Raw genomic sequence first — 24,595 nt, 5'->3', positions numbered from 1 at the left:
AATGAAATCGATTAAAAAAATCATACTACCATTGGCCATGGCAGCTTTTTTCATGGCATTTTGTGGCTCAACGGCATTAAAAGCACAGATTTATGCTCCCGAAGGTCTTAATATGCCTGGTTCTTGGGATGATTGGAATAACCCTCCTCAAAATTTAGTCTTGGCGGGATCTTCTCAAACTTCTGGTGGTCTCGTTCAACTTTTAGAATTAGAAACACCCATTTATCAAACCATATTCTCTGTTAGTGATAATGGTGGTGATATTCTGCCTGGCGATCATGAATTTAAATTTACCAGCGGTCCAATTGATAATATTTGGCAAAACCAATGGTCTGATGTGACTGTGGAGTTAAATACCATTCAAGAATTCGTTTATAATGGCGTTGGTGAAAATTCATCTATTTCCTTAAACAATGGGAAATCCTATGTGATGAACTATAAAAATACGGGTTACGAAAATACCTCTGTCATTTTTATGGAGTTAAGTGCAATGCCCGTTTCTATTCTTAATGTGGCTCAATCACCTATGTTGCCTAATTCTTCTGATGTGGTGAGTGTTTTTGTTGATTTGAGTGATGCGCCTTCTACTGAAGAAAAATTCTATATTCAATATTCTAGCAATGGCTGGACAAGCTCAGATTATATTGAAATGACGCCTTCTGGTACTCAGCTATTGGCCGAGATTCCTTCTTTTGAAGATGGCGTGGAAGTGGAGTATGATATCTTCTCCACTATTTCTACTAATCCAAATACCAATAGAGATTTAATGACCATTCACTTTGATAATAATAGCGGAAATCATTATTCTTATGAAGTGGGTGAAGAATTAAGCTGTGGTTCTTCTTTAAGCTTGATTGGTACTGACCCTGCTTTCCCTATGACTGAAACTTCATTGCTGATTACCTTTAATGCAGAATTGGGAAATGCTGGATTGGCTGGCTATGAAGGAGATATTTATGTCCATACTGGAGTTATTACCAATTTAAGTACCAGCCAAAGCGATTGGAAATATGTGAAAACTGCTTGGGGTGAAAATACACCCGAAACTAGATTAACTCGTTTAGATGCTGACCTTTACGAATTGAGTATTTCTAATGCAAGAGCTTATTATGAAGTTCCTCAAGGTGAGGATATTCTAGAACTAGCACTCGTATTCAGAAGTGATGAACCTGTTGGAGATAATTATCTAGAAGGAAAAACAGCAGATAATCAGGATCTTTTTGTGACTATTTATAAGGATGAGTTGAATGTGAAAATCACTTACCCTTCTTCCAATTCCCCATTAGTTAGTCCGAATACTTTAGTACCTGTTTGTGTATCGGCCATTCAATCTCAACACATTGAATTATTTTTAGGGGACAGTTTAATGAATACCACTGCTGATGAGTCCATCGTATTTGGTTTAAATACTGCCAATTTAAGCAGTGGTTCCCATTGGTTAATTGCAAAAGCAAGTACAGGAAAAGAAGAAGTTTTAGATTCTGTAATGATATTTCTGAGAGGAAATCAAGTGATTGAAGAATTACCAGCAGGTATGAAAGCGGGTATTAATTATTTGGATGAACAATCAGTCACTTTAGTATTACACGATCCTTCTAAAGCTAAAGATTTTGCCTTTGTGATTGGTGATTTCAATAACTGGAATATCAATGAGCAAGCTTATATGAAACGCAATGTCAATGGTGATTATTATTGGATAACCATAGATGGATTAACAGCAGGTGAAGAATATGCTTATCAATATTATATCGATGGGGAACTCACTTTGGCCGATGCCTATTGCGAAAAGATTCTAGACCCATGGAACGATAAATATATTCCAGAAACTACTTATCCTAATTTAAAAGCTTATCCTGCAGGAAAAACCACAGGAATGGTAAGTGTTTTAGAAACTGGCCAAGAAGCTTATGACTGGAATATTGAAAACTTCACACCAGTGGCTATCAACGAAACCCAATCTAATTTAATCATCTATGAATTATTAATTAGAGATTTTGTAGGAGATCAGAGGATCGCTTCGGTTATGGATTCTCTCGATTATTTAAAGAATTTAGGGGTAACAGCTATTGAGTTGATGCCAGTACAAGAGTTTGAAGGTAATGACAGTTGGGGCTATAATCCAGCTTTCTATTTTGCTCCTGATAAAGCATACGGAACTAAAAATGATTATAAAGCCTTTATAGATGCATGCCACCAAAGAGGTATTGCCGTCATTCTCGATGTGGTTTATAATCATAGTTTTGGTCAGTCGCCTTTGGTATTGATGTATTGGGATGGCGCTAATAATATGCCAGCTACCAATAATGCTTATTATAACCAAAGCCCTACGCATCCTTATAGTCCCGGCTACGATTTCAATCATGAAAGCTATCATACCCAAGATTTTGTAAAACGCTCTTTGCAATTCTGGATGGAAGAATATAAAATAGATGGTTTCCGTTTCGACCTTTCCAAAGGATTCACCCAGAACTATACCGGTGACGATGTGGCTTCTTGGAACCAATACGATGGAGGCAGAATCTACAGGCTGACCGATTATTATAATTTCATTAAATCTGTTGATCCTGATACCTATGTGATATTAGAGCATCTTTCGGATAATGACGAGCAAAAGGAATTAGCCAATTCGGGTATGTTGCTTTGGGGAGTGATGACATCGGAGTTTAAACAAGTGAGCATGGGCTGGGAGTCTAGCTCCAATTACGACTGGGCCTATTATTCTGACCGTGGCTTCACTTATCCCAATTTAATACCATTTATGGAAAGCCACGATGAGGAGCGCTTGATGTATGAAAACCTCACCTATGGAAACGAATATGGCGATTATTCAGTGAAGGATTTATCCACAGCCTTAAATCGTCAGCAGGGGATGGCCATGTTATACTATATGGTTCCTGGGCCAAAGATGATTTGGCAATTTGGAGAGTTGGGCTACGATTATAGTATCAACCATTGTCCTGATGGTAGTGTGAGTGAAGACTGTAGAACCAGCCAAAAACCCATAGAATGGGAATATTTCAATGAGATAGATCGACAAGAAGTTTATCAGAGCTATGCCGCCATGGCCAAGCTCAAAACCTCTCAAGAAGCTTTTATGTATGGGGAATTTGGTAAAGACTTAAATGGAATGGTCAAAAGAGCTTGGTTGACTCATTCTACACTAAATATATGTGCTGGTTTTAATATGGATGTGACTACACAAAATGCCACTCCAGGATTCCATCACGATGGCACTTGGTATAATTACTTTACTGGTGAAAGCATAGAAGTGAGCGGAGGCTATAGTATGGACTTAGAAGCAGGTGAGTTTTACTTGTTCACCGACCAAAACCTAGGAAAACCCTATGTTTCCTTAACCATGAAGGTACTCAGAGAAGAGGATTCAACTCCAATTGCTCAAGCTTCTGTTTCTCTACAAGGATTTGGAACAACCACAACCAATGCACAGGGAGAAGCTTATTTCTTGCCCTCCTCCAATCAGAATTATAGCTATGAGGTAATATCTGGAAGTCAGAAAGCCAGTGGAAATATCAATATTGGGGAGTCCAATAAAGTAGAAACCATTTATCTAATAAATGCAGATGCTTTAGCCGAATTAGAAGAGACTCAAATCTTAGTTTATCCAAACCCTACAAGCGAGAATTTTATTATAGAAAATGCAGATGGTTTCCAATTACAAATCTATTCCTTAGAAGGACAATTGCTTTTGGAAAAATCAAATTTGAATAGCATGGAAAGCATCAATTTGAAAAAATGGCCCGCAGGTATCTACCTCCTTTATTTTAAGAATGATGTGAGCTTTTTTAGCCAGAAATTAATTAAGAAATAAATATTTTCCCTATATTTGGGGATTGAATTGATTAACATTTAAAATTTAATATATGAAACGTGTTTTACTTTTAGGAGTTTTGTTTACCACATTTGTTTTATTTGCAGGGGGTAAGGTATTAGCTCAACCATCTGGTTATTATTGGACTACTAACTTTACTTCCGGACCCAATTCCGGTGAATTCATTATTAATTCACCTGTGAATGGGATCGAAAGTCGCACGGTTGAGGCTGAATCAATAGACAATACTTTCCATATTGATTGGGATTTTCTTTATAATGAATGGTTTAATGAGGACATTACATTAGATGTGCCTTTTGTTTTAACATTTCATGGAGGTGATGGATTAACTAAAACATCAACAATTAATACTGCACCTGTTATCGGGAAGTTTTATACATGTAATATTGAGGGATTAGATTATTCTGATAGAAATGCTATAATCATGGAAACTGATAATACTCCTCAATCATTTCATGCAACAGCTTCCACAGCTGTAAGTACTCCTTCTACTGTATGGCCAAGTCAGGATGTTGTGATAACAATTACTTTAGCCGGTAATAAGTCTGCGCAAGAAAAGGTTTTTGTTCGATATAGTGATGATGATTTTTCAACTTCAAAGGTAGTTGAAGCTTCTGGAGCAGGAAGTACGTGGAATGCAGCAACTGCAACTATTCCAGGAGCAGATAATGTTGGTGGAACAACTATTAAATATTATGCATATTCTACTACTGTTTCAGCTGTAGATGCTTCTAATCATGATTTAATTTCTTTAAATGTGGGAAATAGTGGAGGTTCGAACTATTCATATACTGTCGAAAGTTCCTATACAACAAAAGCTGGAGCAACTACTTGGAGTTCTACTTCATCATGGGATGCAGGAGTTGTTCCCGTTAGTGGTGAAGCAGTTACTATTCAAGACAATATTACATTAGAAGGAGATGTTACTGTTTCAAATATGACTGTTGAATCAGGAAAAACTTTTAGTGTTGCTTCAGGAGGTTCTATTAAAACTAATGGAAGTTTAACCAATAATGGAATTGTTGAACTTTTATCTATTTCTAGTAAGTCTTCACGCTTGGCACCACCAACAGGTTCTTTGATTGTAGACGGAGGAATTTCAGGGAGTGGATATTTTTCTGCTTCTTTAGATGTGGTAGGTCATAATGATGTTTCTGACGAAGGATGGCATTTATTATCATCGCCTATTGATGGTTATGTTATATCAGGGTCGGTTTTTGAACCTGGAAGTGGAAACGATGATCTATATAAATGGGATGAAGCTTCAGGTACATGGTTTAATTATCATGGAACAGGTTTCGCAACCTTTGATGAAGGAATAGGATATTTATGTGCCTATAAAACTTCTGCTACTAAGACATTTTCTGGTACTATTGTAAATAGCGATATAGAATCTATAGATTTAGCTTATTCTGCCGGAGGTATTGATGATAATTGGCATTTATTAGGTAATCCTTTTACTAGTGCTTTAGATTGGGGAGCTGGAACATGGGGTATATCAAATATTAGTGTTCCTCAAGTTTATGATGAGGCTTCTAAAGCATATGTTGCAGTTAATGCTTTAGGAGATATCATTCCAGCCATGCAAGGTTTCTTTGTACAAACTACAAATGCTACAAACTCCATAACCATACCTAAAGATGCTAGAGTTCATGATTTTACCAATTGGTATAAAGATACTGATGAGAATTCTAATACCATAAAACTACAATTGGTAGGTTCTGAAATGGAATCAAAAGATTTATTTATGGTAGGTTTTGATGAAAATTCTAGTGAAGCTTATGATATTGAATTTGATTCTCATAAATTATTTAGCTTGGCAAATGTGCCTCAGTTTTTTATGCAGAATGAATCAGGGGAGCAGTTTTCAGTTAATTATTTAGCTAATGATGGAAATGAAAAAAAGATTCCATTACATATTAAAGTTCCTGCAGCTGGTACTTATACCATTAGTGTAGCAGAGAATGAATTAGCGGCTAATTCTAAAGTTTATTTAGAAGATAAATTCTCAAATCAGCAAATTGAGCTTATCGGTGAGCAATCATATACTTTTGTTGCAAGTGAAGAAGATAATGAAGATAGGTTCCTACTTTATTTTAATAAGGCCACAGGAATAAACGAACTAGCCAAAGACAATCTCCAAGCTTATATCTCAGGTCAAAACCTATATATTTTAGGGGAGTCTGGACCAGCACAACTAGAGGTCTTCGATATTCAAGGGAAGCAATTAGTGAGTGAGCAAATTGTGTTGGACGAGAATTATAAAAAAGCATTATCTTTGCCATCAGGCATTTATGTAGTTCGTGTTCAGAATAGCGAATTTGTGAAGTCTAATAAAGTAATCATCAAATAAGGGAGAACTAAACATGAAAAAATTAGCAATAAAAACTTTAATGATATTCAGTTTCAGTTTAATTTCTTTAGGCCTCTTCGCCGACCCTCCAGGTATGCCCGGTGGTCATGGTACTGACGGTGACGCTCCTCCAGGTGGTGGTGCTCCCATTGGTGCAGGAATTGGCATTATGGTAGCCCTTGGTGCTGCTTATGGTGGTTTCCGCATGAAGAATAATGAAGAATAGAAAATACATATATAATATGATACAAGCCCTTCCAATTTTGGAGGGGCTTTTTTTGTGAAAAAACAAAACCACTAATGCTTTGATAAAAATGTTGAACAAAACAAGTTACATTAAAAATTATGGGAAGCAATGGTTTTTAGCCTTTTCATAGTTACAATGCTATTAAGCATTAATAAACTTAGAAATTAGGCGGGGTGGCTTTTCCCAAACACGACGAAGTGTAATCGGTGAATTATAGAATGTTAGATTTTTTATCTGTTGCTAGTTTGTTTTATTTGCCAGATGGAGCTTCGCAAGACTAAATGGCTATTTAGTCTTACTTCGGTTCAGCCAAGGGCTTGTGCTGACCGAAGCGTCAGTGCTTTAGCTTTTAAAATAATGATATTGGAGGTGATTGAAATAAAACCGACTGCTTTGGTTCTGATAAATATGTACAGTCAACAGGTCATTAGTTTTCTACTTTGCTAGAAAAATCAATATTCTAGAAGAGGCGGGTAGGCAATTGTTTGGGAAGTTTCTGTTTCCTTACTGACAGGTAGTCGTCAGTATGGCTTTTTGCTTACTTTTTTCCACAAAAAAGTATGATCCAGTATTATTTTCTTAAAAGGGTGTCAAAATCTACTATTGGATAGGTTTAATCCCAGTTGTAATACGATATTGAAACGGCTATAATTTAAATCTACACTCGATATTATGCCTAATGAAGCGAAACATCAATTCATATTTACTATTCCTAAATCCGAACTCTAAATTCTGATTCTCCCCATAAAAATTTACATGAGCCATTAAAACCACTAGTGCTTTAATTACAATGTTGTACTAAACAAGTTTCATATAAAGAAAGATTCTTCACTTCATTGCATTACATTCAAAATGACAGCACATTAGAATACATCAGAGAGAAGGAAGGGGTTTGCTAAAATAGTCGTCATTCCGATGCGTAGTGAGGAATCTTTAATAATTATTTAGGACGCTAATGCTTTGATAATTAAAAATTATAACATTAGTTTAACTGTCTGTCTATTTTCTAAACTCATATTTTTACACTTATAAAAATTACAACTAATTTACTTTAACAAAAACCTATTTATATGAGAAAATTTACTTTATTACTTTTATCTTTTACTTTGGCAGCTATGGTATCAGCTCAGATTAAAACATCAGTTTTAGGAGATGGATCAGTGTTTGTAAACAACACAAAAGAAGTTGCACTCTATGATCAATTAGCTCCTTGGGTAACTGCAGTTGCCTCGCAGCAATTTCCTGATTTTGGAGACAGTCGTTTGCAAGCAGCTGATGACTTTACAGTTCCATCAGGACCTGGATGGGATGTTTCGCGGGTCGAGATTTTAGCTACACCATCTATAGCCGTTCCATCTTTTCCGGATGTGACTTTTATTATTGAAATATATGAAAATGATGGCGGACTTCCAGCTGCAGTGCCTTTTGCTGTAGCAGATAATTTATCTTTTACAGAAAGTGCAGGATTATATTCAATCACTTTAAATAGCCCAATGTATTTGCCTGCGGGTGATTATTGGATTAGTGTGATGCCAAATATGGCTTTTGGTTTATATGGACAACTTTTTTGGGGATTTGCTGATGGAACACAAATTGGAAACGAATTGCATGTTCAAGACCCAGATGGTTTGACAGGTGGTACTTATCCACCAACATGGGGAGCTGGAAGTACTGTTTGGCCTATTTATTCAGCTTATAATTCTTCATTTGCTATTTATGGAGAAGATGCTTCTCCAAGTGTCCCTCTTAATAATTGGGCCTTGATTATTGGTGGAATGCTAATTATTGGCTTTACTTTAGTGAGAGTGAAAATGATAAATTAGAATGATTGAAATTGAAATACTGTTGATGAGCCCTTCCAATTTTGGAGGGGCTTTTTATTTTTAACACCATTTCATATTTTACTATATTTAATACTAATATGGATTTAAATCTATCGGTTTACCGCGTAGCGGTTAAGGCTTTGTATAAAACTTAGCACATGTTTTTTTTCTTCCCCGTAGGGGATACACTTTGATTTAAGCCTAGAAATGATAGTATATGTAAGACATTTGAGCCTTTAACCATTTTGGTTTACCTTTTGTAAATACCGATACATTATTAATGTGGCTTTAAGATTGAAAGGAACTTAAGATACATTTTGATTAGCCATCAGTATTTACCTATTTCCAAGGAACAAAGTGCCGCTCTTTTTATAAAATTGGGATACTAATAATAAACTTTAGGTACAGAGAACCGTTCTATTTAACAATAGATCTAAGGAAAGCAAATCACAGCCCACAATAAAAAGCGAAATTCCATTAGAATTTCGCTTTTTTAAACAGGACAAAATCCTGAATCATATTTTCAATAGAATACTATTTCAAAGCATTCAATAATTTACCACCTAATAATTTACCACCTTTTTTCTCCACATAATTTACAATAACTGGAGTAAACAAAGCTACTTTGTCGGCGCCTATTCCTAATTTCTCAAATTGTGCTTGAACCTTAGGCATGCCGGTAAGTGTTGTGGCAGCTGAACTCAATAAACTAGTATTTCCACCACTCAAAGATGGTACAGCATCTAAATATCCTTGCATATCTGGTACGGCATTAGCAAGGTCTTTAAAGTCACCAGCATTCATTTTTCCTTCTGCCATTTCGAATAATGCACCTGCACCACCCATGGCTTGTTCCTTGTTAACACCAGTCTCCGACATGATATTTTCTACTAGGTTTCCAGCGTCTTTTGTCTTTGAAGCTAAATCAAATTGTGCAAAACTGCCCATGGTAAAAATAGATACAAATAATAAGCTTAGTAAAATTCCTTTTTTCATTTGTTTTTAGTTTTTGTTAATTTTAGAGTTGCAAATATACTGCAAATAAGGCTTTTAGAATAGTTAAAATCTTGCAAATAGAAATCTAATCGTTTTATGAAAAATCATAACTTTACACAAATTATAAACACATGGATTCATTAATAAAGCTCCCAAATATTGCTAAAATATTAGCTCAAAAGCTCCATCATGTAGAAGTGAATACAGCTGGAGATTTAATAGCTTTAGGCAGTGAAAATGCAATCATAAAAATAGCAACAATTGATAGTGAAGGGGTATGTATTAATATGTTGTATGCTATTGAAGGGGCTATACAAAATATTCGTTGGCATGATTTACCCAGAGAGAGAAAGAAAGATTTAAAGTTATTTTTTCAAACCTTGAATAAGAGTTAATATCATAAATAATGGAATTATCTGATGGAATAGTCACACTTAGGGAATTTAGGGAAGAGGATGTTGCTATCATTACTGCTATAGCTAATAATGCTAAAATAGCTAGTAATCTCCGCGATGGTTTTCCTCATCCTTATACCAAAGAGGATGCCGCAATGTTTATAAAAAATGCACAAAAAAGGATTCCTCCAAGTATTTTTGCCATCGAATTTGAGGGGCATTATATTGGAAACATTGGTTTGCATCAAGGGCAAGATGTTTATAGAAAATCAGCTGAAATTGGCTATTTCATTGGTGAATCCTATTGGGGAATGGGTTTGACAACTAGAGCAGTAACATTAATTACTGATTATGGCTTCAGTATCTTAAACCTCATTAGAATTGACACTGGCATCTACGATCATAATAAAGCTTCTATGCGTGTATTAGAAAAATGTGGCTACCATAAAGAAGCTATTTTTGAGAAAGCTATTTTTAAAAATGGTAAAATCATAGATGAACATCGGTATGCAATAATAAACCCCAATTTATAGGTCTATTTCCTTATCAATCTTAGGTAAATAATTATACCTCAAGGTTTCATTATTTCTAATATATTTGCCTTTCAACACACATCAATTAATCATTATACTATGAAACGAGTATTATCATTATTTCTGCTAAGTATTATCATCATGCCATTATGGGCTGCTTGGCTAAATAAAGTTCCAGTAACTATTAACCAAGCCGACGGAACTACAATCACTGCTTTTGCCACAGGCGATGAATTTTATAACTGGATACACGATGAACAAGGTTATACCCTTTTATTGAATGAGGAGGGTTATTTAGCCTATGCCATTTTACAAGGTGATGAATTGGTAGCCAGTAGTTTTAGAGTTGGACAAGTGGAGCCTAGCCAGGTGGGATTATATCCTGGAATCAATATTCCCTCTAGTAAAATGGAGAAAATTAGATTATCTTTTCTTGCTCAAACCAAAGAAATGGAGCAAAAGGCTGGTATAACAAAATCGATAGCTGATGCCGAAGGAAATTTGAATAATCTGGTGGTTTATATCAGATTTGCAGATCAAAGTGATTTCAATATTGACACTTCTCTATATTTGAGTATGTTCAATAATAATGAAGAAGACTATAATAGTATGTTCAATTATTTTCAGATGGTGAGCTATGGCAGCTTGTTTTTAACATCAACTGCATATCCTATTCCAGAAGATAATATGGTAATTAGTTATGTGGACGAGCACAATAGAAATTATTATGAGCCCTATCATGCTGTAAACAATCCAGAAGGTTATTCAGATGGTCAAAGGTCAGAAAGAGAGTTTCTGTTATTGAAGAATGCAGTAGAATATATTGCTGATGAAGTGCCAGAAGATTTAGATTTGGATTATAATAATGATAATAGAGTGGACAATGTTTGTTTTATTGTAAAGGGTGGACCAGGAGCTTGGGCTGATTTATTATGGCCTCACCGTTGGTCATTATATGGCGAAGATGCTTATATCAATGGAAAACAAGTTTGGGATTTTAATTTCCAGTTGGAGTCTAGTCTTAATGCCAGTGGAGTAGGTGTTCTTTGTCATGAAATGTATCATTCCCTTGGTGCCCCTGATTTGTATCATTATAACCAAGATAACTTTACCCCAGTAGGTCGCTGGGATGTGATGGAGCAAAATCAAAACCCTCCACAATCTATGGGTGCGTATATGAAACATATTTATGGCGGTTGGATTGATGAGATTCCAGAAATCACTGAATCTGGATATTATACTTTAAACTCTTTAGATCAAGCTGAGAATAATGTTTTTAAAATAGCCTCCCCAAATCACAATTGGCAATACTTTGTATTGGAGTATAGAAAAAAAGAAGGAACCTTTGAATCTCAGCTTCCAGGAAGTGGACTGCTGGTTTATCGTATTGATGGTAGCATGGAAGGACAAGGAAATGCAAGTGGCCCTCCAGATGAAGTATATCTATATAGAAAAGGGGGAACACCAACAGTAAATGGATCTACTGGTCAAGCTCATTTAAGCCTTGAAACCGATAGAACTGCTTTAACCAATGAAACCGATCCTAGACTATTTTTAACTAATAATGATTTCGGAGGAATTGAAATCACCGAGGTATCTTCTGCAGGGGAAACCATCAGCTTTTTTGTGAATATGCCAGGTGAACCCTTAGCTAATTTTGAAGCGGATGCTACCATTATCTGTCCAAATCAGGTCGTAACCTTTAGTGATAAATCTGCTGGATTACCTGAGGATTATCAATGGAATTTTACACCTGATGATGTTGCTTTTATGGACGGCACAGATGCTAATTCTTCAAGTCCTAAAGTGGTTTTTAATAGCGAGCAGAATTACTCCGTGTCTTTGAGTATAGATAATGAATATGGAAATTCTGATGTGACTAAAAACGATTATATTCAATTTACCAGCGCAGAATTGCCTTTTATGGCGCAATTTGAGGAGGGCAATTTAAATTCAAAATCCTTTTATGTTTTAAATCCTGATGGACAAATAGGCTGGAAAACCATGCCTGTTAATGGTAACGGAAGTGCCTTGGCTGCCGGAATGCAAATTAGAAAAAACTATACCGTAGGTGATAGAGATGGTTTGGTGACTCCTCCCTTTGATTTTACTTCTTATTCAAATATGGATTTACAATTTGAATATGCTTATGCCAAATATATGCAGAACTTTTCCGATTCTTTGATTGTTTATGTTTCAGTAGACTGTGGAGCTTCTTGGGAAAGAATCTTTGAAGGTGGTGATGATGGAACAGGAAGCTTTTCCACCGCCCCAAGAATAGAGGAGGAGTTTATTCCTGCATTATCCGATGATTGGTGTGGTCATGGCTATGGAGCCGAATGCTTAACCTTAAATTTAAATGCCTACTTGGGTTTTGAGAGTGTACGAGTGATGTTTGAGACCTACAGTCAGTTAGGAAATAATTTATATCTAGATAATATTGTTATTGCTCCCAATGTTGGATTGGAAGAGAATTTGATTGAAGATGAAATGGTGATTTCGCCAAACCCAGCAAATCATCAAATAAGGCTAGAAAATATCTCTAATATTCACAGCTTGCAAGTATTTGATATTTATGGTAGACTTATATGGGAATTAAACGATTCTATTAAAGATAATTCTGTAGATCTAGATATCTCAAAATGGAATTCTGGAGTTTATATCATTAAACTCGATGGAAAAACGACTCGTAAGTTTGTAAAAGAATAAGTGGAGATAAATAATATAGAAAAGCCAGCTCTATGCTGGCTTTTTTTATGCTATCAATTTTTTCCAAACTTCTATTAGCTTTATAGAGGTTTCCGATTCGGGGGCAAATTCTATAATGCTTTGTTCCTGAACCATGGCTTCTGTAAATTGCTCGTCAAACTTTATTTGCGCCATTAATTCTATGTTCTCTTGGGTTAAATACTCCTTTAGCTCCTTCGATTTTTCTATATTGATATCATATTTATTAATGATAGCTTTCATAGGAATCTTAAAATCTCTAACAAGTGAGATTAGTCTTTTAATGTCATGGATGCCAGAATTACTAGGTTCTATGACGAGAAGAACAAGATGTGTTGCTGAAAGTGATGAAATTACAGGGCAGCCGATTCCTGGAGGGCCATCATTGAGGATGATGTTATTTTTGTGCTTTTTTGCTAATTCTTTGGCTTGTTTTCTAACTTGCGTCACAAGTTTTCATGAATTTTCCTCTCCTGCACCCATATGCGCATGAACCATATTGCCAAATCTAGTTTCAGAAATACACCAAAAATTATTGATGCTTCGGCTCGACTTGATGGCATTACTTGGACATACTCTTTCACATAATCTACATCCTTCGCATTGAAATGGATTGACTTGATAATGATTTTCTTCATTAATATGAATAGCATCGAAGCGACAATATTCTTTACATAATCCACAATTACTACAGATTTCAGTATTGATTTCTGCTAGCCAGGCTCCTTCAAATATTTCTTTATTAATAATATTGGGATTCAGAATCAAATGTAAATCGGAAGCATCTACATCACAATCACAAAATACTGTGTTTTGAGCTAATGAAGCCAAAGCTGCTGTAACGCTGGTCTTTCCAGTGCCTCCTTTGCCGCTAAGTATGGTGATTTCAGTCATGTTGATTCATTTTGTTGATGAGTTTAATGCTCAAATTAGAGAGAATGTCTTCGAATTCATGTGAACCTTTCTTTAGCAGTTCTCCTTTTGAATACTGTGATGCAAAGGTTTTTGAGAAGGGTATTTCCGCTAATAGTTCTATGTTTTTTTCCTTGATATATTGATGGGTTTTATCAAATCCAAGGCCTGCTTTATTAACGATGATACCAAAAGGAATATCCAACTCTTTTACCAATTCCACCGTTAGTTTTAAATCGTGTAAACCAAAAGGAGTGGGTTCTGTTACCAAAACTATATAGTCGGATTCACTTATGGTTTCTACCACCGGACAGCTGGTTCCAGGAGGAGCATCATATATAATGATAGAAGAATTTTGAGGAGTCAGCTTTTTTAGGCTTCTGATTAAGCTAGTTTGCATGGGTGACCCAATTTTTAATAGCCCTTCTATAAGATAGTTTTGGGCTTCTATGTGATAGGTTTTCATTTTACCTAATTCAGAGTCAGTTTCAAAAATAGCTTGGTCTTGACAGACATAGAGACAAGCTCCACAAGAATGACAAAGGCTGGGATCTATTTTAGTGTATTCAACTGGTGGAATAACAGTAATCGCATTAAATTCACAATATTCAATACATTTCTGGCAATAAGTACAATTTTCCGAGTTGATATTGGCAACTTGCTGATTGATGATCTCAGTACTTATGATTTTTGCATCTGGAAAAAACAAACCATCATTGGGTTCTTCTACATCGCAATCTACTAAAAAACTAGGGTGTACTCTACCAAGAGCGTGAAAAAGCTGAACCGAGATACTCGTTTTTCCCGTTCCTCCTTTTCCGCTGGCCACAGCTATTTTAAAAGGCATAATATGTTGTATTAGCTATTCTAATATGAAGCTTTCACAAGGTTTCTACTAAAAGTCTAAGTCTTTATTTCAACAATATCTTATGGTGTTTATTGATTTTTACTTTTCTTATGTTAGTAGTGACTTTTTGTTAAGTTTCGAAATCAAAATAATGTAATTAGTCTTCTGCAGAAGCGTCATCGTAGCGGAAGCGATGATGCTTTTTTTGACCTTTTCCACGGCCTAATCCGTTTCTTTTTCCAAATACCTTGGATATTTTTTCATTTTCAAGTTCCCAATCTTCATCTGAAGTTTTAGGCTTTCTATCTTTGGGATTGCATTTTCCCATTCTTTTACCACTTTGGTTACCATCACCAAATGGTGGCCCTTGTCTGTTAAAACCAGGCATAATGTTTGTTTTTAAATGAATTATGAAATTAACTTTATAATTTCTGCAATGGTGATTTCATCATTTTCAAAAATGACCATTTGAATTTTAAACTTCTCTAATAACTCTTTTGCTTTTGGTCCAAAGTCACCAGAAATAACCTTTTGTGCTCCTAAGGCTATCATTTTTTCTGCGGCTTTAGTTCCAGCACCACCTTGAGCCTCCGCAAATTCATTCTTGTGAAACTCTATTTGCATAGTTTCTGAGTCGAATAAGCAAAAATAAGCGCCTCTTCCAAATCTTAAATCAAATGTTGATTCCTCCTGATTTTCTTTTGCTGTAATTACTGTCTTCATCTTTTATTTTTCTGGGTTAATGGATTGGAAATTCTCTGATTGACATAGAGGGCAATGAAACTGATCTGCTTGAGGTGGTAAGGAGAACTTGGAATGGCATTTTTTGCATTGATACCAGTCTTTATCTAAAACAGCATGGCCATAGACTGTGATGATTTCTCTTGTTTCAGTAAGGGCAATAGCTATTTTTTGTCTTGCTGATGCATAAATCCTTGCAAAAGTAGGACGTGATACTCCCATTATCTTTGAAGCCTCCAATTGACTTAAAGAATCATAATCAGCTAGTTTAATAGCTTCATATTCCTCGTAATATAGTTCAACTGGGATTTTGCTCGATTTCTTATTTCCATAAGGTTTATAGCCTCTGAAACTAGGTGGAGCAACAACTTTTCTTAGTCTTCTTCGTCTTGGCATATGATAATTTCTTTTGCAAATATAATGAGAATAATCTCATTATAAACATTTGAGTCATCTATTTTTTCTAAAGACAGCTGTAGAAAAAATAGGAACACTCAAATATATTAATTATTCGGAAATAAAAGGAATTGAAGTACCTGAATTAATAAGTAAAATGGTTTAGAGGATAAGATAAAGAATACTTAGCAATAAATGGGTTTTGAAATGTAGGGTCTACAATTTGTCGGTTCATTGGCTGATGTCAATAGCCAATGAAGGTCTTTTTTGGCTAAAGGCATTAAATATGATTTTTTTTACCCAAAGATTTCATAAAAGAAATGCTGAATTAAATCAGGTTTTAAGGCGATAGTGAAAACGAAACCAAATACCCCGCCCCAGAAATGGGCATCATGCCCCACATTATCTTGGGCTTTTTTATCCATATAAATAGAGTAAACCAAATATAAAACTCCGAATACAATTGCTGGAATACCTATAGGAATCAGAAATAAATATATTTTACCCATGGGGTTGAAAAGAATGGAAGAAAATAAAATAGCAGATACTGCACCACTGGCACCAACTGCATTATAATATGGATTGTCTTTATGTTTACCAAAGGAGGATGCATTAGCCACCAACAATCCTCCTATATACAGAACCAGGTAAAAAAAGATGGCTTTCCCAGGAAAAACTACTTGAAAATATTGAACCACAATGGAGCCAAATGACCAGAGAACAAACATATTAATACCTAAATGCATCCAATCTGCATGTATTAAACCATAGCTTCCTAGTCTCCAATATTCCTTATTGTTTTTAATAATATAGGGATTGAATTTTAGTTTTGCAAAAAGCTCAGGTCGGTTCCAAGCTAACATAGAAACTAATACCGTTACGGCAATAATAGCGTAATTGATGATCATTTTTCAGAGTTCTATAATGCATTGCAAATAATTGATTCTTGAGTATTGCAAATCAATTATCAATTATCCACATTTTACATCAATTTTTATTTTCTTGTTCCAGTTTCTACTTTCCCTTTTTCGTAATCAAATTCGCTACCGCCCATACTGTGAGGAATCATATACATGGCAAATAATACCATAAATGCAATAATTGGGAATAATCTGTTGGCAGGTCGTTTTAATAAGATTAAATAGGCAATAAACCAGAATCCCCAGCCAAAGATGGTTTTGTTATCTGTCCAGTCTCCACCATAAGGCCACCCTGTCCAAAAATCTCCAAAGGCCATCCATTGTACAATCGGCCCTAGGATAAGTCCGCCAACTGTTAATGAAATTAGGGTGTTTCTAGCGTATTTTCTAGTTCTGTCACCTTTAAAAAAAGCTTCTAATCCAGTTCTAAGGCTAAATAGCATGGCCATAAACATAAAGAAGATATGAGGGATTAAAATATATGAAGCCACTTCTCCTTTAAACCTGATCACAACAGGTTCTTCGTTAATGATGTATTCATCATTCCCATCAATAAGCTTAACCAGATATTCTAGTTTACCAGCTGGAGGCTGCTGTGGAAGTTTTGCAATTCCAGATTCTCCATCTCTTAGCATAGGAACGGAAGTCCAATCCTCATCCATTTTAAATCTTTTATATTCAACCACGCCTTTCACATTCTCAGGGAAATCCAATTTGATTTCAGCATCACTTTCACCTCCATGAGAGCGGAGGAGCTTAAAGGAATAAGATTCACCTTTCATAGAGATGGTTACTCTTTTAGGATGAGTAGGGCCTGTTAATCGTTGGTAGATAGCAGTTGAAACAGTAAAAATAACTGCGAATATCCAAAGTAAAATTGAATTGGTTTTGCTGACCATAGTATTAGGTTTTTGTTTGATGTACAAATATATGTTTTTGTTTTATTTCTTCATTAATCTTTAGTAAAACGAATCTTATGAAGTATTTTACACTTCACACTTCACACTTCCTACTCCAAGCTTCATACCTCAGGCCTCTTTTTTACCACCCACATAGGTCCTCCAGCATCAAGTTCTATACGACCCACTCGCCTTCGGTATTCACTTTTTCAAGCTTGACGGTTTCAAGGGTATTAATTTTGCTTTCATCGAAAGGAGCAGAAATAGGAACGTAATTTTCTGTTAGACCATTCATTTTTCCATTTCTATGTGCACCTTCCCATAATACGATATGTTCGGTATCGGCATTGATTCTATAGAAATCTCTTTTCTTTTGCTCACCAAGGGCATGAAGTCTCTTGCTTCTATCTTTCTTGTCGGCTGGTTTTACTTTGGCCTCCATTTGAGATGCTTTTGCCTCGGGGCGGTCGCTATAAGTAAACACATGTAGATAGGATAGAGGAAGCTCCTCAATAAATTGGTAGGTATCCATAAAGTGCTCCTCAGTTTCGCCAGGGAATCCAATAATCACATCAGCAGCAATACAAGCCAATGGCATTTTCTCTTTGATACTTTTTACTCTATTTTCAAATACTTCTCTCTTATACTTTCTTTTCATTAAAGCCAGCATTTCGTCAGAACCACTTTGCAAAGGAATGTGAAAGTGAGGAAGAATCTTTTTAGACTGAGCTACATGGTCTATGATTTCGCTGGTGAGAAGGTTGGGTTCAATGGAGCTGATTCTAATCCTTTCTAAGCCTTCCACTTTTTCTAAAGCAATAAGTAGATCATAGAATTTCTCATCTCTACCTTTTCCAAAAGTTCCAATGTTAACTCCAGTCAAGATGATTTCTTTCTGCCCTTGAGCAACTACTTCCATAGCTTGTTTTACTGTGTTTTCAACAGTATCGCTCCTGCTTCTTCCTCTGGCAAATGGAATGGCACAAAAAGTACAATAATAATCACAACCATCCTGAACTTTCAAAAAGGTTCGAGTTCTGTCATCAATGCTATAAGCTGGGCTAAAATCTTTATCTTTTAAGATGGCTTCGTTGCTACTAAAGCAGTTTCCATCAAAATTTTCAACATGGTTGATAAGCTTGAACTTCTCTTTATTACCCAGAATGAAGTCTACATTTTCGAATGCTTCTAATTCCTTAGTGCGAAGTTGAGAATAACAACCGACTATGGCAACTTTCGATTTTGGATTTAACCTCTTAGCCCGACGAACAGCTTCCTTACATCTCTTCTCTGCATTATCAGTTACTGTACAGCTATTAATGACATATACATCGGCCTCCTCTTTAAAGTCAACCACCTCGTAACCTTTGTCAATAAACGATTTGCTAATGGTTGAAGTTTCTGCAAAATTTAACTTGCAACCATAGGTTTGAAATGCTACTCTTTTATTCTCCACTTCTATATCTCCATTTTAAGTGCGCAAAGATACAATTTGCAAGCAATTGAGCGAATATTGCATTTGTTAATGCTATGTAAAATTTAAGAGGGTTGAAATGTTCATTGTTTAGATGTTCGAAAACTAAAATGTATTCAGATAACAATCGATCTATATCAATTATGCTATAATTCCAGAAAGATAGATAAGTGCATTTAAAAAAAAGAAGCCAACTCAAAAGAGAAGGCTTCTAAAAAAAATTAAACATAGTTTAAATTGAAACTATATTATCTTGAGTATTATTTAGTAGGCATGGCCCAACCAGCTGCCCAGTCAGGAGCTTCAGCACCATTACCTGCACCAGTCGCACTTGCGTTTTCAGTAACTGTTAAACCTTCAACAGCTTTTTCTACATCACCAATTTCATAAAATAAAACATTAGTAACCAAGATATCACCAGCGGCTATTCTTGCAGCAGCATCTGTATCATCACTTGAAGCATAGAAATATGGAGCTTTATCAGGATTTGTTAATCCACCAATCACTACATTATCTATGTTTTGCATTCCAGCACCCTCTTTTAGGTACCAAGGTTTTTCACCAGAACCTATAAGAGTTAAGTTTTTAAGTGTGGCGTTTGTCATAGGAACATCAGAAGCACCATTATCACCATTATTAGAACCTTCAATAGAAGACTTGACAGCGTCTTTTACATACCAATACTCACCAGTTCCACTAAAACCATCAGCGAAATCAATACCATCATCACCACTATTTATGGATACTAAGTATTTAGGGTTAACTGTTCCCCCGAAGAATTCCATTCCATCGTCACCACCATCATAAGAAGAAACATATTCTACTGTGGTACCTGCTCCAACGCCGAAGAAAGAAACACCATTGAACTCTTTTTCGTTGGTGTATTTATAACCAGTGTATTCTATTCTAAGGTATTTGATGATACCTGAGTTGTCGTTGGCATCAGAACCACCATAAGGAAGGTCGCCTACTTCTGAAGTAGATTCTCCACCAGCAGAACCTGCTTTGTTTTGAGGAGCAGCACCACAAATTACTAAACCACCCCATTCTTCAGATTCTCTGTTAGTAGCAGTCATGACAACAGGGGCATCAGCAGAACCTTGAAGGTCGATTTGAGCACCACGTGCAATGGCGATATATCTTACATTTGGATTTTCAGTTGATACAGGAGTCGCTTCAATCACAGTTCCAGCAGGAATCGTTAATTTAGTTCCTTCTGTCATCACTAGAGCACCATTTAATTTATAAAAAACATCAGCATCTAGTGTTAAGTCAGCAGTTTGTTCACCAGTAGGAAGGTTTTCGATTGTTCCACCATCAATGTTTTCAGGAATAACTAGGGTGTTTTCATCCACAGTATTTAAGGCATCAGAAACCCAATTTGGACGATTCACACCGTTTCCAGCACCAGTTGCATCAGCATTCTCAACAAATGTTAAACCATCAACAGCTTTTGCGGTATTGTTTAAGCCCATGTTTACAAAGGCAACATTATTGATAACGATATCTCCAGCAGCAATTCTAGCTGCAGCATCTGCATCATCGCTACTTGTATAGAAATAAGCTTGTTTTTTATCATCAGCTAAACCACCAATAACCACATTGTCCATATTTTGCATTCCTGCACCTTCTTTAAGGAACCATGGCTTTTCTCCCATTTCATATACTGTGAAGTTTTTTAATGTGGCATTTGTCATGGGAACATCAGAGGCACCATTATCACCATTATTAGAACCTTCAATACCAGATTTTGCAGAGTTGTATACAAACCAATATTCACCAGTACCGCTAAAACCATCAGCAAAGTCAATTCCGTCATCACCAGAACCTACAGATACAAGGTGAGTAGGATTAACTGTACCTCCGAAGAATTCGAATCCATCATCGCCTCCCATATAGGAAACTAAATAATCTACAGTGGTTCCAGCACCTACGCCGAAGAAAGAAACACCATTAAATTCTTTTTCATTGGTGTATTTATAACCAGTATACTCTACTCTTAAATAGGTAATACTACCAGAATTATCATTAGCATCAGTACCACCATAAGGAAGATCACCTACTTCAGAAGTAGATTCTCCACCAGTGGAACCGGCTTTGTTTTGAGGAGCAGCACCACAGATCACTAAACCTCCCCAAGCTTCAGTTTCTTTAGTTGTAGAAGTCATCACTACAGGAGCATCAGCTGTTCCTTGTACATCAATTTCTGCTCCACGAGCTATGGCAATATATCTTACATTAGGATTGCTAGCACTCACTTCAGTGGCTTCAATTACAGTTCCTGCAGGAATAGTAAGTTTAGTTCCTTCTGTCATGGTTAAAGCTCCAACTAATTTATAGCTTATTGAAGCATCTAAGGTTAAGTCTTCAGTCATTTCACCAATTAGTTCCGCTTCAGTAGGGCTTGGTGTAACGGTTTCGTTGTTGTCATCTTTTGTACAGCTTGTAGTAAATAATACTGCGGCTGCCATTAATAAATACAATAATTTTTTCATTGTTTAAAGGATTTAAATTTGTTTTTAATATTGTTTGTTTCTTATAATTTGTAACTAATGCTAATACCATATTCAACACCTTCTTGGTATTGTAATACAATATGGTCTGCGGATTTATTGCGTTGGATTCGTGTTAGATTAGGGTTTAATATGTTTTTTAAATGTGCGCTAATCTCAAGTTTGTTGAATCTTGTTTTTAGAATAAAATCTAAGTCATGATAAGCTTCGTCAATCTGATTTCCAATTTCACCAGCGTAACCAAGTAGGTAAAGTCTGTCAGAGGTATATGCATAAACCAATGTGGCTGTTAAGCTATTATTGGCATCATTCCAATCTCTTTGGTAACTCAGACTAGCATTTCCTAAAAGTGGTGCAGCACCTTGTAATTCTTCTCTATCCGTAACAAAAGAAGAAATATACTTTCCATCGGTCTCTTCACTTATTTTTTCATTATTGAGTTCTTGCTCCGTTTTCATAAATGATAAGTTGAGCCCTGCTGATATTTTTTGGCTAGATGAAGCATGGTTAACCTGAAATAGTGTTTTTCTATAGTCCAACTCTAATCCATAAACATAGGCCCAGTCACCAGTGTTGGCATAAGTGAAGTCATTAGATGCAGAGGACATCACAAAGTGATTGATAGGGTCTTTAATATATTTTCCAAATGCTGTAACTGATATTAACTCACCTGTCTTTGGAAATAATTCCCATTTTAAATCTGCATTATAATTGGTAGAAGGATATAAATAATCATTACCAATGCTAGAATAGGTAATTCCTTCGAATTGGATCGGAGCGCGCTCTTTAAACTGAGGTAAGGTATAGGTTTTACTGGCTGCAAAACGGATATTTGATTTCTCATGGAGTTTATACCTCATGGATAAACTTGGGAGATAATACATTTTGTCAAAGGAATTCTCTCCTGTTTTTAAGGTGGTTTGATAATCCACTGATTGATATACATTTTCGGCTCTCAGTCCAAATACAAATAGCAATTTACTATTGGCATTATATTCTGCATAAACAATTCCTGAATTAATTCTTTGAGTACCAGTATAAGTCACAGGAAGGTTAAGGGTACTATAAAAGGTTTTTAAAGAAAAGTAACCTGCTTGGTAGTTCTCATCATTAAAATAGTCATCCACATTCCAAGGGTCAATAGGATCGTTATAATTATTCTTGTTTATTTTATGGTTGTATTGGTAGGAATTGAATTCACGTTCTTTGAATCTTCCATTATAACCCAGACTAAACTTTAGTTTGTATTCATAATCTTCAGCTTCTTGTTTCCAAAATCCTTTTGAAACCTCAAAATTTAAAGCCATTTCATCTTCATTGAGCTTATGGAAATAACGGTGATTATTGGCTTGGTCATTGGTTGAAGGGGTATAGATACCGGTGCTTTTGTCTAGTACAAAAATATTATGTCTTCTGTCTGGAAGCGTATTGGTGATATTATTATATGCCATTCCCCAATCTATTTCATAGCTATCCGCAATTTTATGATTTCCAAGTAATTGATTTACGAAGATGAGGTTTCTTTCATAATTGCTTCGTCTTACATAAGCAGATTCTGTCTCAGGATTATCTGCGATATCAATAATTTTTCCTTCTAAATGATTTAAATCTTGAGTGGAGGAATTGAGGACGAGTGAATTAAAGAAGATCTTATTTTTATCAGAATTATAATTCAAGTTTAGCATCCCCGTTGTTTGAGTATTATACCAAAACTTTTCTCCTTCTAATGCCATTCTATAATCATCACTACCATTTACTCTATTTTGAATTTCTGTGGAGTATCCATATTCGTTATCGAAAGAGGCCGTTGCAAATAAATTAATAGAAGCCTCATTTTTTAAATCAAAGCTTTTGCCACCCGTAATAGAACCTTTTAAATTAGGTTGAGAGGATTCTGTAACTGGGTTCCAATTGTTTTCAAATGCATCATAGCTTTCAGGAACATTTTCTCCTGCTGGAGGATCGAAATCACTAAAACCCCATTTGTTGGGTCCATCTTGTAGATAAAAGTTGGATGTGTTCGAAAGGTTTGAGTTATACGATGAACCAAAAGAAAACTTAAGATAGGGGTCTTCGTTTTGTTGCTTCGATACAATATTGATATTGGCACCTGCAACATCACCAAATATTTTAGAAGTAAATACTTTCTCTACACCAATATTTGAAATAATATCGGTGGAAAATAATTCTAAGTTGATGTTTTTGTATTCTGCGTGGTTGCTAGGAAGTGGAAGGTTATTCATGGTAGTAGAATTATATCTATCACCTAAACCACGCACATTAATAGTATATGAACCACTTTGTTGACTAATACCAGATACTTTAGTTACCCCACTGGCTGCGTCACTCACCCCTTGGCTTGTTAATTGTTTGGCACCTATGGATTCTATGGAAACAGAAGCTTTTTTCTGATCCATTAAAAGGATGTTTTCAGACTCACGGCTCACTTTGGCAATCACTTCTACACTTTCTAGCATAAAACCAGATTCTATTATACCAATACTATGTTCTATTACTTGTCCATCAGAAATCTCAAATACAAATTCAGTACTTTCATAAGCAACATAAGAATAGGTGAGTCTATAATGGCCAGCCTCTAAATTGATTGCATAATTGCCATCAAGGTCTGTTGAGGTTCCTGTTAACATACTTCTACTTGAGTCGCTAGCTTGTGAAACGATAATGGTAACTCCAACTAAAAGTTCATTAGTATTTTTATCTGAAACAACTCCTTTTATGGTACCTGCAAATGAAGAAATGCTAAAAGACAAAAGTAATAGCAGGCTAAAAAGATTTTTAATCATTGGGTAATTGTTTAATTTATTCTTGTTTAATTTTTTTCTGATGCAAATGTATTGATCTGATTTAGGGACTTTAGTTTTCTCTATTTAAGTTATTGTTAATTGAAATAAGCAAGAAAAAATAAATTTAAGTAATTGATTGTGAGTGGATAACTTGAGTATTTGTTG

Annotated in this window: 19 protein-coding genes; 7 read left to right on the top strand and 12 right to left on the bottom strand. The window is 35.6% G+C overall.

Going from position 1 to position 24,595, the window contains the following annotated elements; genetic code table 11:
• Position 1 precedes the first annotated feature (1 nt).
• The 4 genes from HNS38_RS09665 (at position 2) to HNS38_RS09650 (ending at position 8,273) form a co-directional block, all read left to right on the top strand.
• On the top strand, positions 2-3,829 hold the full coding sequence (locus tag HNS38_RS09665) for an alpha-amylase family glycosyl hydrolase (protein WP_172346358.1): 3,828 nt from the start codon (positions 2-4) through the stop codon (positions 3,827-3,829).
• A gap of 52 nt (positions 3,830-3,881) precedes the next feature.
• Complete coding sequence (locus HNS38_RS09660) at positions 3,882-6,203, top strand: T9SS type A sorting domain-containing protein (protein WP_172346357.1); 2,322 nt, start codon at positions 3,882-3,884, stop codon at positions 6,201-6,203.
• Between the two features lie 13 nt (positions 6,204-6,216).
• Positions 6,217-6,429, top strand: a complete 213-nt coding sequence (locus HNS38_RS09655; RefSeq protein WP_172346356.1) for a hypothetical protein — start codon at positions 6,217-6,219, stop codon at positions 6,427-6,429.
• A gap of 1,091 nt (positions 6,430-7,520) precedes the next feature.
• Positions 7,521-8,273 (top strand): hypothetical protein, encoded by a 753-nt coding sequence (locus HNS38_RS09650; protein ID WP_172346355.1) that lies wholly within the window; start codon positions 7,521-7,523, stop codon positions 8,271-8,273.
• Between the two features lie 534 nt (positions 8,274-8,807).
• On the opposite strand, the gene HNS38_RS09645 is transcribed toward HNS38_RS09650, so the two are convergent.
• Positions 8,808-9,269, bottom strand: a complete 462-nt coding sequence (locus tag HNS38_RS09645) for a DUF2780 domain-containing protein (protein ID WP_172346354.1) — start codon at positions 9,267-9,269, stop codon at positions 8,808-8,810.
• A 131-nt stretch (positions 9,270-9,400) separates the two neighbouring features.
• Between HNS38_RS09645 and HNS38_RS09640 the strand changes: the two genes are divergently transcribed.
• The 3 genes from HNS38_RS09640 (at position 9,401) to HNS38_RS09630 (ending at position 12,906) form a co-directional block, all read left to right on the top strand.
• Positions 9,401-9,664 carry a TfoX/Sxy family DNA transformation protein gene (locus HNS38_RS09640; protein WP_172346353.1) on the top strand — a complete coding sequence of 88 codons (264 nt, stop codon included), beginning with the start codon at positions 9,401-9,403 and terminating at the stop codon, positions 9,662-9,664.
• 11 nt (positions 9,665-9,675) lie between these two features.
• Positions 9,676-10,197 carry a GNAT family N-acetyltransferase gene (locus HNS38_RS09635; protein ID WP_172346352.1) on the top strand — a complete coding sequence of 174 codons (522 nt, stop codon included), beginning with the start codon at positions 9,676-9,678 and terminating at the stop codon, positions 10,195-10,197.
• Positions 10,198-10,296: 99 nt separating this feature from the next.
• Entirely contained in the window at positions 10,297-12,906 is a 2,610-nt protein-coding gene (locus HNS38_RS09630; RefSeq protein ID WP_172346351.1) for a M6 family metalloprotease domain-containing protein, read from the top strand.
• Between the two features lie 45 nt (positions 12,907-12,951).
• Here HNS38_RS09630 and HNS38_RS20210 read toward each other — a convergent pair whose 3' ends face one another.
• The 11 genes from HNS38_RS20210 to HNS38_RS09580 form a co-directional block, all read right to left on the bottom strand.
• Positions 12,952-13,374 (bottom strand): hypothetical protein, encoded by a 423-nt coding sequence (locus tag HNS38_RS20210; protein ID WP_216663684.1) that lies wholly within the window; start codon positions 13,372-13,374, stop codon positions 12,952-12,954.
• Positions 13,375-13,380: 6 nt separating this feature from the next.
• Positions 13,381-13,818, bottom strand: a complete 438-nt coding sequence (locus HNS38_RS20205; protein ID WP_216663683.1) for a 4Fe-4S binding protein — start codon at positions 13,816-13,818, stop codon at positions 13,381-13,383.
• Positions 13,811-14,683 carry a 4Fe-4S binding protein gene (locus HNS38_RS09620; protein WP_172281177.1) on the bottom strand — a complete coding sequence of 291 codons (873 nt, stop codon included), beginning with the start codon at positions 14,681-14,683 and terminating at the stop codon, positions 13,811-13,813. The genes HNS38_RS20205 and HNS38_RS09620 overlap by 8 nt, the downstream gene beginning before the upstream one ends.
• 157 nt (positions 14,684-14,840) lie before the next feature.
• Positions 14,841-15,071 carry a DUF5320 family protein gene (locus HNS38_RS09615; RefSeq protein WP_172281179.1) on the bottom strand — a complete coding sequence of 77 codons (231 nt, stop codon included), beginning with the start codon at positions 15,069-15,071 and terminating at the stop codon, positions 14,841-14,843.
• A gap of 20 nt (positions 15,072-15,091) precedes the next feature.
• A complete protein-coding gene (locus HNS38_RS09610; protein ID WP_172281181.1) occupies positions 15,092-15,406 on the bottom strand; it encodes a NifB/NifX family molybdenum-iron cluster-binding protein in 315 nt (104 codons plus the stop codon).
• 3 nt (positions 15,407-15,409) lie between these two features.
• The gene (locus HNS38_RS09605) at positions 15,410-15,820 is read right to left on the bottom strand and encodes a DUF134 domain-containing protein (protein ID WP_172281183.1); all 411 of its coding nucleotides are present in this window, start codon (positions 15,818-15,820) and stop codon (positions 15,410-15,412) included.
• A gap of 296 nt (positions 15,821-16,116) precedes the next feature.
• Positions 16,117-16,728, bottom strand: a complete 612-nt coding sequence (locus HNS38_RS09600; RefSeq protein ID WP_216663682.1) for a rhomboid family intramembrane serine protease — start codon at positions 16,726-16,728, stop codon at positions 16,117-16,119.
• A gap of 86 nt (positions 16,729-16,814) precedes the next feature.
• Complete coding sequence (locus HNS38_RS09595; RefSeq protein ID WP_172281185.1) at positions 16,815-17,639, bottom strand: hypothetical protein; 825 nt, start codon at positions 17,637-17,639, stop codon at positions 16,815-16,817.
• A gap of 175 nt (positions 17,640-17,814) precedes the next feature.
• Positions 17,815-19,095: a tRNA (N(6)-L-threonylcarbamoyladenosine(37)-C(2))-methylthiotransferase MtaB gene (gene mtaB / locus HNS38_RS09590; protein WP_371823814.1), complete on the bottom strand. Its 1,281-nt coding sequence runs from the start codon at positions 19,093-19,095 to the stop codon at positions 17,815-17,817.
• A gap of 278 nt (positions 19,096-19,373) precedes the next feature.
• Positions 19,374-21,608: a hypothetical protein gene (locus HNS38_RS09585; protein WP_172281187.1), complete on the bottom strand. Its 2,235-nt coding sequence runs from the start codon at positions 21,606-21,608 to the stop codon at positions 19,374-19,376.
• 41 nt (positions 21,609-21,649) lie between these two features.
• Positions 21,650-24,430, bottom strand: a complete 2,781-nt coding sequence (locus HNS38_RS09580) for a TonB-dependent receptor (RefSeq protein ID WP_172281189.1) — start codon at positions 24,428-24,430, stop codon at positions 21,650-21,652.
• Positions 24,431-24,595 lie beyond the last annotated feature (165 nt).

This window comes from Lentimicrobium sp. L6, assembly GCF_013166655.1.
Lineage (GTDB): Bacteria > Bacteroidota > Bacteroidia > Bacteroidales > UBA12170 > UBA12170.
The sequence above is the reverse complement of the archived record's forward strand: the minus strand, read 5'-3'. Positions and strand labels throughout refer to the sequence as shown.

What these genes read in the sequence shown, in the direction of transcription:
- HNS38_RS09595 (WP_172281185.1), bottom strand. Translation starts at nt 17,639, where the DNA reads ATGGTCAGCAAAACCAATTCAATTTTACTTTGGATATTCGCAGTTATT.
- HNS38_RS09580 (WP_172281189.1), bottom strand. Translation starts at nt 24,430, where the DNA reads ATGATTAAAAATCTTTTTAGCCTGCTATTACTTTTGTCTTTTAGCATT.
- HNS38_RS09605 (WP_172281183.1), bottom strand. Translation starts at nt 15,820, where the DNA reads ATGCCAAGACGAAGAAGACTAAGAAAAGTTGTTGCTCCACCTAGTTTC.
- HNS38_RS20205 (WP_216663683.1), bottom strand. Translation starts at nt 13,818, where the DNA reads ATGACTGAAATCACCATACTTAGCGGCAAAGGAGGCACTGGAAAGACC.
- HNS38_RS09655 (WP_172346356.1), top strand. Translation starts at nt 6,217, where the DNA reads ATGAAAAAATTAGCAATAAAAACTTTAATGATATTCAGTTTCAGTTTA.
- HNS38_RS09640 (WP_172346353.1), top strand. Translation starts at nt 9,401, where the DNA reads ATGGATTCATTAATAAAGCTCCCAAATATTGCTAAAATATTAGCTCAA.
- HNS38_RS09660 (WP_172346357.1), top strand. Translation starts at nt 3,882, where the DNA reads ATGAAACGTGTTTTACTTTTAGGAGTTTTGTTTACCACATTTGTTTTA.
- HNS38_RS09650 (WP_172346355.1), top strand. Translation starts at nt 7,521, where the DNA reads ATGAGAAAATTTACTTTATTACTTTTATCTTTTACTTTGGCAGCTATG.
- HNS38_RS09615 (WP_172281179.1), bottom strand. Translation starts at nt 15,071, where the DNA reads ATGCCTGGTTTTAACAGACAAGGGCCACCATTTGGTGATGGTAACCAA.
- HNS38_RS09585 (WP_172281187.1), bottom strand. Translation starts at nt 21,608, where the DNA reads ATGAAAAAATTATTGTATTTATTAATGGCAGCCGCAGTATTATTTACT.
- HNS38_RS09645 (WP_172346354.1), bottom strand. Translation starts at nt 9,269, where the DNA reads ATGAAAAAAGGAATTTTACTAAGCTTATTATTTGTATCTATTTTTACC.
- HNS38_RS09600 (WP_216663682.1), bottom strand. Translation starts at nt 16,728, where the DNA reads ATGATCATCAATTACGCTATTATTGCCGTAACGGTATTAGTTTCTATG.
- HNS38_RS09665 (WP_172346358.1), top strand. Translation starts at nt 2, where the DNA reads ATGAAATCGATTAAAAAAATCATACTACCATTGGCCATGGCAGCTTTT.
- HNS38_RS09630 (WP_172346351.1), top strand. Translation starts at nt 10,297, where the DNA reads ATGAAACGAGTATTATCATTATTTCTGCTAAGTATTATCATCATGCCA.
- HNS38_RS09620 (WP_172281177.1), bottom strand. Translation starts at nt 14,683, where the DNA reads ATGCCTTTTAAAATAGCTGTGGCCAGCGGAAAAGGAGGAACGGGAAAA.
- HNS38_RS09610 (WP_172281181.1), bottom strand. Translation starts at nt 15,406, where the DNA reads ATGAAGACAGTAATTACAGCAAAAGAAAATCAGGAGGAATCAACATTT.
- HNS38_RS09635 (WP_172346352.1), top strand. Translation starts at nt 9,676, where the DNA reads ATGGAATTATCTGATGGAATAGTCACACTTAGGGAATTTAGGGAAGAG.